Source organism: Kribbella italica (assembly GCF_014205135.1).
GTDB classification, from domain to species: Bacteria; Actinomycetota; Actinomycetes; order Propionibacteriales; family Kribbellaceae; genus Kribbella; species Kribbella italica.
Genome location: NZ_JACHMY010000001.1, coordinates 6529983 through 6541877 on the forward strand (window position 1 = coordinate 6529983; position 11895 = coordinate 6541877).

At 69.9% G+C, this 11895-nt stretch carries 11 protein-coding genes; 7 read left to right on the forward strand and 4 right to left on the reverse strand.

What is annotated here, in order from left to right; all coding sequences use genetic code 11:
• The first annotated feature begins 135 nt into the window (after positions 1-135).
• Genes HDA39_RS30420 through HDA39_RS30430 form a run of 3 tightly spaced genes read left to right on the forward strand, consistent with a single transcriptional unit; the run spans position 136 to position 3073 of the window.
• A complete protein-coding gene (locus tag HDA39_RS30420; RefSeq protein WP_184801013.1) occupies positions 136-1302 on the forward strand; it encodes a sialidase family protein in 1167 nt (388 codons plus the stop codon).
• A complete protein-coding gene (locus HDA39_RS30425) occupies positions 1299-2522 on the forward strand; it encodes a galactose oxidase (RefSeq protein ID WP_184801015.1) in 1224 nt (407 codons plus the stop codon). Before HDA39_RS30420 ends, HDA39_RS30425 begins: the two co-directional genes overlap by 4 nt.
• 26 nt (positions 2523-2548) lie before the next feature.
• Positions 2549-3073, forward strand: a complete 525-nt coding sequence (locus HDA39_RS30430; protein WP_184801017.1) for an AAA family ATPase — start codon at positions 2549-2551, stop codon at positions 3071-3073.
• 19 nt (positions 3074-3092) lie between these two features.
• Here HDA39_RS30430 and HDA39_RS30435 read toward each other — a convergent pair whose 3' ends face one another.
• On the reverse strand, positions 3093-5156 hold the full coding sequence (locus tag HDA39_RS30435; RefSeq protein WP_184801019.1) for a YhgE/Pip domain-containing protein: 2064 nt from the start codon (positions 5154-5156) through the stop codon (positions 3093-3095).
• Positions 5153-5842: a P-loop NTPase family protein gene (locus HDA39_RS30440; protein WP_184801021.1), complete on the reverse strand. Its 690-nt coding sequence runs from the start codon at positions 5840-5842 to the stop codon at positions 5153-5155. Before HDA39_RS30440 ends, HDA39_RS30435 begins: the two co-directional genes overlap by 4 nt.
• 66 nt (positions 5843-5908) lie before the next feature.
• Here HDA39_RS30440 and HDA39_RS30445 point away from each other — a divergent pair, with 66 nt between their 5' ends.
• On the forward strand, positions 5909-6514 hold the full coding sequence (locus HDA39_RS30445; protein ID WP_184801023.1) for a TetR/AcrR family transcriptional regulator: 606 nt from the start codon (positions 5909-5911) through the stop codon (positions 6512-6514).
• Here the strand turns inward: HDA39_RS30445 and HDA39_RS30450 are convergent.
• Both HDA39_RS30450 and HDA39_RS30455 read right to left on the reverse strand, forming a co-directional pair.
• Positions 6501-8138, reverse strand: a complete 1638-nt coding sequence (locus tag HDA39_RS30450) for a molybdopterin-dependent oxidoreductase (protein WP_337925957.1) — start codon at positions 8136-8138, stop codon at positions 6501-6503. The two genes, HDA39_RS30445 and HDA39_RS30450, sit on opposite strands and share 14 nt — an antisense overlap.
• Positions 8139-8210: 72 nt before the next feature.
• Positions 8211-8762: a MarR family winged helix-turn-helix transcriptional regulator gene (locus HDA39_RS30455; protein ID WP_202893165.1), complete on the reverse strand. Its 552-nt coding sequence runs from the start codon at positions 8760-8762 to the stop codon at positions 8211-8213.
• Positions 8763-8968: 206 nt separating this feature from the next.
• Here HDA39_RS30455 and HDA39_RS30460 point away from each other — a divergent pair, with 206 nt between their 5' ends.
• From HDA39_RS30460 to HDA39_RS30470, 3 genes are read left to right on the forward strand one after another with little or no spacing between them, the layout of a single operon-like run.
• Positions 8969-9760, forward strand: coding sequence for a DUF8175 domain-containg protein (locus HDA39_RS30460; protein ID WP_184801025.1), 792 nt, complete (start codon positions 8969-8971; stop codon positions 9758-9760).
• The gene (locus HDA39_RS43475; protein ID WP_184801027.1) at positions 9760-11064 is read left to right on the forward strand and encodes a TrbL/VirB6 family protein; all 1305 of its coding nucleotides are present in this window, start codon (positions 9760-9762) and stop codon (positions 11062-11064) included. Before HDA39_RS30460 ends, HDA39_RS43475 begins: the two co-directional genes overlap by 1 nt.
• A 42-nt stretch (positions 11065-11106) precedes the next feature.
• A complete protein-coding gene (locus HDA39_RS30470; protein ID WP_184801029.1) occupies positions 11107-11895 on the forward strand; it encodes a metallophosphoesterase family protein in 789 nt (262 codons plus the stop codon).

An 11895-nucleotide genomic window follows, 5' to 3' on the forward strand; every position in this document is an offset into this window, starting at 1 on the left:
TCCCCTCGACCCCCCCAACTCTTCTTTTGCTCTTCCCGGCCGCCGCGGCCTCAGCCCCCGCGACCTCCCCGGCCGCATCCCCACCCACCCCAACCCAGAGATCAGATATCAGACCTACGCCGTGAGGACACCCCCATGCACCTCTCCCGTACCGTCCTGCCCCTAGCCCTGGCTCTCACCCTGGCGACCACGCTGACCGCCGGCGCAACACCCGCCGACAAAGGCAAATGCCAGGAGTCCACCCCCTTCAAGTCCGGCGTCGGCGGCTACGCGTCGTACCGCATCCCCGCCGTCGTGAAAGCCAAGGACACCCTCCTCGCCTTCGCCGAAGGCCGCCGCGGTGGCTCGAGCGACACCGGCGACATCGACATCGTCCTGCGTCACTCCACCGACGGCGGCTGCACCTGGGGACCCCAACAGGTCGTCACCGACCAGGGCACCAACACCATCGGCAACCCCGCCCCCGTCGTCGACCCGAAGACCGGCGACGTCGTCCTGCTCAGCGTCCGCAACGGCCCGGTCAGCGAAGCCCAGATCCTCCGCGGCGAAGCGAGCGCCGAAGACACCCGACGAGTCTTCCTCCAACGCAGCACCGACCACGGCCGCACCTTCTCCGCCCCGGCCGAGATCACCGCCACCACCAAGCTCGACAACTGGCGCTGGTACGCGACCACCCCCGGCCACGCGATCGCCCTGAGATCAGGGCGTCTCGTCGTCCCCGCCAACCACTCCATCGCCCCGCCGGCCGGCTCGACCGACACCGGCGCCGAGGCCAAGTACTACGGCGGCCACAGCCTGTACTCCGACGACGGCGGCCGCACCTGGCAGATCGGGTACGTCGACGACAACCCCGACGGCTACCTCAACGTCAACGAGTCGACCGCCGCCCAGCTCCCCGACGGCCGCGTCTACTTCAACACCCGCGAGCACAACGGCACCGCCCCCGGCACGAGAGCCGACGCCTACTCCTCCGACGGCGGCAAGACCCTCGACAAGCCGTTCCGCCCCCAGGCCACGCTCATCGGCCCGGTCGTCCAGGCCAGCGTCCTCGCCGTCGGCAACACCCTCCTGTACTCCGGCCCCGCCGACCCGGCCGCCCGCGCCGCGATGACGATCCGCACGAGCAAGGACCAAGGCGTCACCTGGCAGTCGTCCCTCGCCATCTCCGGCCTCCCCGCGGCGTACTCGGACCTGGTCTCCCTCGACCGCGGCACCATCGGCCTGCTCTACGAAACCGGTGACTTCAGCGCCAACGAAACCATCACCTTCCGCCGCATCCCCCTGAAGGACCTGGACCGATGAGCGCTTCGACGAGCACCCGGCGCCCGGCCCGCCGCAGCTTGCTGGCCGCCGGCCTCGCCACCGCGACGGCCCCGCTCCTCGCCCCCTCCACCGCACACGCGACCCCGGCACCCGGCACAGCCGGGTCGCCCGGCACCTGGACGCGCCTCCCCGACCTCCCGCCGAACCGCGTCGATTGGCACCCCGCCATCCCCGTCGCCAAGCCCTACTGGACCCAACTAGGCCTGGCCGGCCCGATCGCCGGCTCACACCGCGGCCACCTCCTGGTCGGCGGCGGCGCCAACTTCCCCGAACCGGCGCTCACTTCGAACCGCCCCACCACGCTCGGCAAGGTCTACTGGAACGAGCTCTTCACCCTGAGCCCCGGCGCCACCCGCTGGTCGGACCCGATCCAGCTCCCCGACGCCATCGCCTACTCGGCCTGCCTCAGCACCCCGTACGGCGTACTGGTGATCGGCGGCGAAGGCTACCGAGGCGGCCCGAACGCGACCGCCCTCAAGCCCGCCGACAAGTTCGCCGACGTCGTCCTCCTCCAGCCGAACGGCACCCGTCGCGACCTCCCACCCCTACCGCGGCCCACGTCGTACGCCGTCGCCGGCCTCGTCGGCACGACTGTTTATGTTGCCGAAGGCCCCGATTTCTACGCCCTCGACCTCGCCAACCTCTCCCGAGGCTGGAAAGCCCTGCCCCCATGGCCCGGCCCACCCCGCACCGTTGCCGTCGGCACCGCGGCCCACGGCAACTTCTACCTCCTCAGCGGCCGTTCCCAAGCCGCGGACAAGTCGTGGACGTTCCATAAGGACGCCTACGCCTACGACCCCAGGCGATCCCGCTGGACCCGCCTCCCCGACCTCCCCTTCTGCGTCACCGCGGGCCAAGCCCACCCCACCCGCAAGGGCCTCCTCGTCCTGGGCGGCGACAAGGACATCACCCGCTGGAACAAGATCCAGCACCACACCGCCCTCCGCGACGCCGCTCCCGTGGGTTCCCCCGCGTGGACCGAGCACCAGAACGTCATCACCTGGATCTACGACCACCACACCGGCTTCAACACCGAGCTCCTCCAGTACGAAGCCAACCGCTGGACCACCACCGGCCATTTCCCCGGCCCGTCCCAAGTCACCACCCCCGCCGTCCCCCACACCAACGGCTTGACCCTGATCACCGGCGAAATCCGCCCCGGCATCCGCACCCCCACCACCTGGCACCTCCGCCTGTGACTTGCCCACCCGGGTAGACCGGTGACGTGCCCCCACCAACCCTCATAGCCATCACCGGCCTACCCGCCACCGGCAAATCCACCGCCGCCGACCAGTTGGCCCGCGACCTGTCCACCCCCGCCTTCTCCGGCGACTGGCTCCTCGGCGCCCTCAAACCCCACGGCGTACTGACAGGCCTGGACCGCCCCACCCTGCTCGCCATGTACTACGACCTGCTCACCACCCTGATCACCCGCCAACTCATGCTCGGCCAGTCCGCCATCGTCGACTGCCTGATCAACGACGCCACCGCCACCCGCTGGCAGACCCTGGCCACCCAGCACGACGCCCGCGCCCTGATCGTCGAGTGCATCTGCCCCGACGAACCAGAACACCACCGCCGCCTCACCACCCGCCGCCGCAACATCCCCGGCTGGCACGAGGTCCCCTGGCCCCACGTCGAACGCATGCGCACCGAGTACCCACCCCTCACCGTCCCCCACCTGACCCTGAACGCGCTCAACCCCGTCGAGGAAAACCTCGTCCGCCTCCACCAGGCACTTGCCGACTGAACGGTCGGCTCTCGCTCGGCTAGAGGGCGATTTCCGGCTGGAGTTTCTTGGCTACCCAGACGCGTTGCTTGCGAGCTGCGAGGGTTGAGGCGAGCAGGGCGGCGAGCAGCCAGGCGGTCAGGACGAGGAGGTCCTTGCCGAGGGAGACGCCGGGGCCGCCGTACATGAGATGCCGTACGCCGTCGATCGCGTAGCTCATCGGTAGCACGTGGTGGAAGACGTACAGAGGTGCGGGGATCGTCTGCCACGGGAACGTGCCGCCGGCGCTGACGAGCTGGATGACCATCAGGACCAGGCCGAGGAACTTGCCGATGGCACCGAACCAGGCCGACAGGGCGTGCAGGATCGCGACGAACGTGATCGACGTCAGCATCAGGAACCCGGCGGTGAGCCACGGGTGGGTGGCGTCGATGCCGAGGCCGATGATCACGACGGTGAAGACCAGGGCGGCCTGGATCGCGCCGAAGAGGGCGGGCGGGAGCCAGCCGCCGAGCGCGACGCGGAGCGGGGACTGCAGCGCGGCCAGGCCGCGCGGCGACAGCGGCCGGACGAGCAGGAACAGCACGTACGCGCCGATCCAGCAGGACAGGCTGAGGAAGAACGGCGCGAGTCCGGCGCCGTAGCTGTCGGCGGTCGCCTGCGAGGTGTTCTTCAGGCCGACCGGCGCGCCGAGCGTTTCGGCGACGGCCTTGCGAGCCTCAGGCGACGGGTCGGGAATCTGCTTCGCGCCGTTGGTGAGTGCGGTGTTGAGCTGGGTCGCCCCGGTCTTCAGCTTGTTGACGCCCGTCGCCAGGCCGTTGACACCGGTCAGCAGCTGTCCCTGCCCGGTCACGGCCTGCTGCTCACCGGTCGCGAGCTGCGCGGCGCCCGTCTGCAGCTGGCCGACGCCCGTCTTCAGCTGTGTGGCACCGGTGTTGACCTTCGCAGCGCCAGCAGCCGCGCTGCTGATGCCCGACGTGAGCGCCGGCGTCGCGGAGCTCAGCGCCGCCGCGCCGTTGGACACCTTCCGCGCACCGGTCGCCAGCTGGTTGAGCTGCTTCGAGGTCGACTGGATCTTGGTGTTCGCCGTGACGACCGGCGTCCGCAGCTTGGCGGTCTCGGCCAGGACCTGGTTGATCTGCGCCTGCGTGAACCCCTGCTGCTTCAGCCGCTGCGCGAGCCCGGCGTCGAGCGTGGTCAGGTCGGTCAGCAGCGTGCTCGACGCGGTCGCCACCTGCCGGCCGACGTCCGCGATCTTCTCGTTGCCATCGGCAACTTGATCCGCACCGGTGGCCAGCTGCTTGGTCTGCGCCGGCAAGCCGGCCGTCTTCGTCTTCAAGGTCCCGAGCCCGCTGCTCAGCTGCCCAGCGCCCGTTGCCAGCTCGCCGGCGCCCTTACCCGCAGAGGTCAGCCCGGTCGACAGCTTGGTCGCTCCGGCCGACAGCTGCTTCTGCGCGGTGTTCAGCTGCGTCGCCCCGGTCTGCAGCTTGATCACACCGGTGTTCGCCGACGTCAGCCCGCTCTGGAGCTGGCCCGCGCCGGTCGCCGCCTGGCTGATCTGCCCGTGGATCGTGCTGAACCCGGCCAGGAGTTTCGAGGCCGCCGTCTCGCTCACCTGCGCCGCGACGGTCTTGGTCACCTGCGCGACGACCTGGTTCGCGATCGTGTGCGCGAGGTAGTTGTTCGCGTCGTTCGTGGTCAGCTCGAGCATCGCCTGCCGCGGCGTGAACTCCGCGCTCGACGCGAGATCCGCCGAGAACGTCTTCGGCAGCACCAGCGCGAACTCGTACCGCCCGTCCGACACCCCCGCCGTCGCCTCCGCCCGGTCGACCCGGTGCCAGTCGAAGCTCTTCGAGTTCACCAGTTCGTCGGCGACCTGCGGCCCGACCGCGAGCTTCTCGCCAGTCGACAGCTTCGTGCCCGTGTCCTCGACGACGACCGCGGTCGGGACCTTGTCGAGCCGCCCGTACGGGTCGTGGTTCGCGTACAGGTACAGCCCGCCGTACAGCATCGGGACGCACAGCAGCGCCACCACCGCGAGCTTCGGCAACCGCCCCGCGGTCAGCCGACGCAGTTCGCTCAGGGCCATCCGGACGGCGGTCATGCCTGGTCCTCGTCTTCCTCGATCGTCTCGGGTGCGACCTTCAACGGCTCGACCTTCACCGGGTCGGGCTGGTTCACCGCACCCATCTGCGCAGCCGGTACGCCGAGCAACCGCGCCGACGCGTCCGCACACGTCACCAGCACCGCGTAACCGCGCGACGCCAGCTCCTTCCCCACGCCGTACCAGCTGTGCGGATCCCCGCCGAACCGGTCCGGCATCGTCAGGATCACCACGTTGACCTCGGGCCGTGCGACCGTCAGCTCCGCCAGCAGCCGCGTCCGTACGTCGACCGGCAGGTGCTCGAACCGCGTGTCCGCGTGCTCGGCCGCCTCGTGCGACTCCAGCCAGGCCTGCACGGCCTTCCCGCCGGCCTTCCGCCCGGCGATCGCGAGCTCCTCGCCGACCACGGACTTCACCGGCAGTGCGTCGTCCGGCTCGGTGATGCCCGGCGCGTCGACCACGGCCACGCGCCTTCGCAGTACGGCGAGATCGCCCTTGCCGTCGAGCTTCACCTCGCCGCCGTCGGGCACGAGCCGCCCGGAGAGCGCAAGCGACGCCGCGACGTGGCCGGGCCCCGGGTAGCCGGTCAGCAGCACCAGCTCGTGATCGCTGACGTCGACCGACGTCGCGTCCAGCAGTGGCGCGTGCGGACCGCGCACGCTGATCGCGTAAGCCCTGAGCTGCATCGCTGTGACCCCGTCCCGAAACTCAATACGTTTGTGTATCCAATACAGAACTGTATCCTACTGATCATGGAAACCCCGAAGCGCCGCCGTTCAGCCACCCGGGCCCGCCTGCTCGAGGGCGCGCTGGAGGTGTTCGCCGAGCGCGGGTTCCACGGCGCCGCGGTCGAGGACATCTGCGAGCGCGCCGGGTTCACCCGCGGCGCCTTCTACTCGAACTTCGGCTCCAAGGACGAGCTGGTCCTGGCGCTGTTCGAGGCGATGACCGATCGCCTGCTGGAGCAGATCACCGCGCTGCTGCCGGAACTGGCGACCCAGCCGGGCACGCTGCTCGACGCCGTACTCGGCCTGCTGGACGACGCCGCGCCCGATCAGCGGCAGTGGCACCTGATCTCCACGGAGTTCACTCTGCACGCGCTGCGCAGTCCCGAGGCGGCCGACGCGCTGATCCGGCAGCGCACGGTCTTCCGTCAACGTCTGACCGAGCTGGTCGAGGAGATCACCCGGACCGGCGACCTACGCCTGAGCGTGCCCGCCGATCAGTTCGTGCGCCTGGTGATCGCCGTGCACGAGGGCGCGCGCGCCCAGAGCCTGCTCGAACCGGACGCCGTACCGGCCGGCTCGCTCGAGCACACGTTCTTGCCGATGGTGCTGGACGCGGTCAGCCGACCTTGACGTCCACGCTGTGCAGGCCGGTCGAGCCGTTCGGCGCGGGCGGGGCCTGGCTCTCGACCTGAGGGTTGCCCTTGGCATCGAATGCGCGCACCTGCAGAACGTGGTTGCCCTGCGGGGCCTCCCAGCTCCAGTGCCACTGCCGCCAGGTGTCGGTCGACGGGTCGGCCGCCAGCGTCGCCTCCTGCCACGGGCCGCCGTCCACGCGGACCTCGACTTTCGAGACGCCGACATGCTGGTCCCACGCGACACCGGCGACGGTGACCTGACCGCTCGACGCCTTCGACCGCGGGACGTCGATCCGCGACGACAGCTTGATCGGCCCGAGTTCGTCCCAGCCGCGCGGCGTCCAGTACGCCTCGAACTGGTCGAACCGGCTCACCTCGATGTCGGTCAGCCACTTCGTCGCCGACACGTACCCGTACAGGCCCGGTACGACGATCCGGACCGGGAACCCGTGCTCCAGCGGCAACGGCTCGCCGTTCATCGCGAACGCGAGCATCGACTGCCGGTCGTCGGTGAGCGTGCTGATCGGCGTACCGGCGGTGAAACCGTCCTTCGACGTCGAGAGGATCGCGTCCGCGTCCTTCGAGGGGCGGGCCTCGGCGAGCAGGTCCTTCAGCAGGACACCGGACCACAGCGCGTTGCCGATCAGGTCGCCGCCGACCTCGTTGCTCACGCAGGTCAGCGTCACCCACTTGTGCACGACCTTGCGCTCCAGCAGGTCGGCGAAGCTCAGCTCGAGCTCGCGATCGACCATGCCGTGGATCTTCAGCCGCCAGTCGGACGGCATGATCAGCGGCACCGAGAGCGCGGTGTCGATCCGGTAGAAGTCCTCGTTCGGCGTCGCCCACGCGACCGCACCGGGAGCCTGTACGCCGGCCGGCGGGTCGAGGCTCGGCGGCGCCGGGATCCCGAGCCCTTCGCGCGCCTCGGCAACCGCGGCCCGGTGGCCGCCGGCAACCTTGCCCAGGGCACCGACCGCGACGGTGCCGAGGGCGACACCCGCGGAGAGCTGGAGGAATCCGCGCCGGCTGACGCCGTCGTCGGGGTCGGTGAGGAGACCGGCCAGGCGGTTCGCGAACAGCCGGAGCAGCAGGAGCGCGGTGATCCCGGCGACCATCGACGGCACGAACCCGGTCTGGCCGGAGTCGGGCCTGGTCGCGGCGGCGATCACGGCGATGCCGGCCAGGACGACGACCACGGCCGCGCCCGCGACGTACCGGCGTACGGCGAGAATGCCGCCGACGGCGGCGAAGGCGAGCAGCACGACCAGGATGCCGGCCCGGAGCGCGGTCTTGTCGTGCGTGCCGAACAGGGAGATCGCCAGGTCCTTGAGCCACGGCGGCACGCGGTCGATGAAGGCCGAGCCGATCGCGACCACGGGAGTCTGACGGGTGCCGAGCAGGGCGGCGGCGACGCTACCGGCGGCGAGGCCTGCGACGGCGGCGAGAACGCCGCCGAGTGCCGCGCGGATCAGCAAGCCACTGCGACGCGGGGAGTTGTCACCCGGGTGCTGCGGCGGGAGGTACTGCGGTGGAACCGCCTCCGACGCGCTGCCGGTGCGAAGACCGGTCGAGCCGGCGGTGGTGCCGCGCTGGCCGGTCGGGACCTGAGGCTGGTTCACAGGTCAACTGTCCCGCTCGGTGGCGCCCGGCACCAGCCGGGCGCCACATCCGTTAGGAGCGGGTAATACGGGTCAGTTGCGGTTGGGGGCGACCGGCGGGAGGCCAGGTCGGCCGTTGGGCCAGCGACGGGCGTTGTCCCGCACCCGCCGGAGCCGGCCGAGCACGAGCTCGCGCTCGTCGGCCAGCTGGGACATCCACAGGCTGTCGATCTCCAGGAGGTGGTCGGGCAGCGCTTCGCGCAGCCGTCGCTTTCCTTCCTCCGTGAGAACCGCGAACGAACCGCGGGCATCGTCGGGACAGGGCTCCCGGCGTACCAGACCGAGGTTCTCGGCGCGGTCGACCAGCCGGGTGATGCCGCCGGTGGTGACGGTCAACTCCCGGGCGAGTGAGGTGAGACGCTGCTTCTCCCCGTGGCTACGGGCAAGCCGCAGCAACAGTTCGAACATTGCCATTTGCAGACCACTGCGCTTCAGGGAATGGCGCATCAGATGATCGAGTTCGGCTGCTGCTTCACGCAGCAGGCCGTACGCGGTGATCACGTCGCTGTCCCAGGGTTCGGCGACGGGAGTGGGTTCTGCATCGGCGAGCGCTAGGGGCGAGCTAAGCGTAGGCGCGATGGTCATGCGCGGACTCTATTAGCTGACTAGGTCACTTCGCTACACGGGGTGACCTATCGGCTACAGGTCGAGACACGATCGAAGGATTTCCGAGCGTGACCGCCACCGCTCCACGCCGTAACTTGCCCCGCCTGTGGATAACTTCCGCGGCGGTCCCCCGATCTTTGCCAGCCTAGAACCTCCAGCACCGCCACACCGACCGGGGGCCCCAGATGACCGACCAGGAAGCCAGCTCGCACTACACCCGAGGCTTCGTCGCCGCCGCGATCGTCATCGGCGCCATCCTCGTCTGCGGCGCCCTCCTGATCTTCACCGGCGAGCCCTCCGACGCGACCGGTGGCAGTTACTCGCCACCCGCCGACAGCACCTCGGTCACCACGGAGCCCGGCAACTCGTCTTCGACTGTTTTCCCTCCGGCCGCAGCGGCCTCAACCCCCGCGACCTCCCCGGCCGCACCACCACAAACCTCAGCCACCTGCGATCTCCCCGACGGCGACCAAACCATCCCCACCAAGCCCCCACCAGCAGACGCCTGGGAAGTCAGCCGCCGAGTAGTAGTCCCCCGCTCAACCACCTACGGCCCCACCACAACGGACAACGACGGCTTCAGAAGATGCTTCGCCCACTCACCAACCGGCGCCGTCTACGCCGCCTACAACGCGATCGCCGCCCTCGGTGACCAGCGCCAGGCCATCCCCACCACCAAGAAACTCATGCTCCCCGGCCCCGACACCACCGCCCTCCTCACCAAGCTCAAGTCCGAAGAACCGACAGACGGAGCGGCAGCCCAACTGGCCGGCTACAGAATCCTCGACGCAACGAAAGACCGCGTCACCGTCGTACTCGCCCTCCCCGTCGAGGAGGAGTACATGAGCGCCAACCTCACCCTCGTCTGGCACGACGACGACTGGCGCGTCGTCCCGCCCACACAGGGCGGCCAGTTCGGCGCCCCGTTCTCCCAGCACCGCGACCTCGACGACTTCGTCACCTGGAAGGGACTCTGATGTGCAGCCCAGTGGATGTGCCGTGCGGCATCAAAGAGGGCTTCGCCTCGATGGTGACCAGCCAGTTCGATCTCCTCGCCGCCAAGCTCGGTGACCTCGCGACGTCCGGCCTGCAGGCGGTCTCGACGTTCTGGATCACGAACGAACAGGTCCAGCCCGCCGCGATCGCCACCCAGCAAGGCAGCACCTGGACCCCCAGCGAACCGGTCGCCCTCCTGCACGGCCACACGATGACCCTCTCGATCACGGTCTTCGTGATCGCGGTCATCATCGCCGGGATGCGCACGGCCTGGGAGCAGCGCGCCGAACCCCTCCGCGACCTGCTCAAGTCGACCCTGACCTTCGTCCTGGTCGCCGGCGCCGGTACGGCGGTCATCCAGCTCCTGGTGGAGATCTCGGACGGCGTTTCGCTGGCCATCATCAAGGACGCACGCTTCGACTCAGCCTCCGACAAGGCGGTCGGAGAAGCGTTGTTCCAAGGCATCAGCCTGTCCAAGGCGACCGCCGACTTCCCGCTGGTCGCCGCGATGTTCTTCGCCGTCGCGGTGTTCATGGCGTCCGTCGTCCAGGTGATCCTGCTACTGATCCGCTCCGCGATGCTCGTCCTCCTCGCCGGAACGTTCCCGCTCGCCGCGGCGGCGACGAACACGGAGGTCGGCAAGGCCTGGTTCCGCAAGTACTGCGGCTGGGTGCTGGCCTTCGTCGCCTACAAACCCGCCGCCGCACTCGTCTACGCGGCCGCGATCAAGATGACCGACGCGGGCCTGCGGCAGCAGACCGGCAACACCCTCGTCAACGCGATGGGCGGGCTGATGATGATGCTCCTCGCCGTGTTCGCCCTGCCCGCGCTGCTCCGCCTCGTCGTACCGGTCACCGCGGCTGTAGCCGGCGGAGCCGCCGGCAGCGGCGCCACCCTGGCGGACCCGGGCGGCCTGGCCTCCGGCGCGATCAACGCCGGCCGAGGCTCCTTGGGCGCCAGGTCCGGCGGTGGAGGCGGCCGCAGCGGCGGCGGAGGTGGGGGCGGTGGAGGAGGTGGCGGCGGCGCTTTGAAGGGCGCAGCCTCCGGCGCCATCGGCGTCGGCCTGGCCGCCGGCGGCGCTGCGATGAGCGGTACGAAGAAGGCCGGCGGCGCACTGGCCGGCGCTGCGGCCCACTCAGCAGGCGAACCAGGCGGCGGTACTCCCACCTCCGGCACGGGCGGCGGGGGTCGAGGCTGGAGCACCTCCCGCCGCCCCAAGCCCACCAAGTCCTCCAGCGCCGAGTCCACCCCCGCCCCCGCAGGCCCCACCGGCAGCAACCCGTGACCCGCTCGCCCGACGACCCTTCAGACCACGGAAGATTGCCGTATGCCCTTGGAACGTATCGCCCTGATCTCCGACGTCCACGGCAACCTCACCGCACTGGAGGCAGTGCTCGCCGACATCGAGTCGCGCGGGATCCGGCGCATCTTCAACCTGGGCGACTACGTCGGCAAAGGCCCGCGCGGGCAAGCCGTGGTCGACCGCTGCCAAGAGGTCTGCGAGGTCAACATCCTCGGCAACTGGGACGACTTCCTCCCCGACCCGGACCGCACCGTCGACAACGAGGGCATGCGCTGGTGGAAGAACGAGCTCCGCGAGGACCAGTGGAAGTGGCTGCGCGGACTCCCGTTCTGCCACGACTTCGCCCTCAGCGGTCGCCAGATCCGCTTGTTCCACGCCTCCGCAAGCACGGTCCACCACCGGGTCAGGTTCGACCACGACGAGCAGGAGTTCCTCGACATGTTCGAGAACACCCCGGCGACCGGTGACGGCCCACGACCGACCGTCGTCGGGTACGGCGACACCCACGACGCCTACTACGAGGTCGACCTCGATCGCACCCTGTTCAACACCGGCAGCGTCGGCAACAGCCTCGGCGACACCACCCCCGTCTACGTCATCCTCGAAGGCGTCCCCGACGCACCGGGCCCGGCGCCGTTCTCGATCCAGTTCGTCCGCGTCCCGTACGACGCCGCAGCCGAGCTCGAAGTCGCCCGCACCCTCGGCATGCCCGAACTCAACGGCTACGAGTCCGAGATCATCCACGGCGTCTACCGCGGCGACCTCTACAGCGGCACGACCCCGACGTACCACCGCCCCCCACGCCCGGCCTGA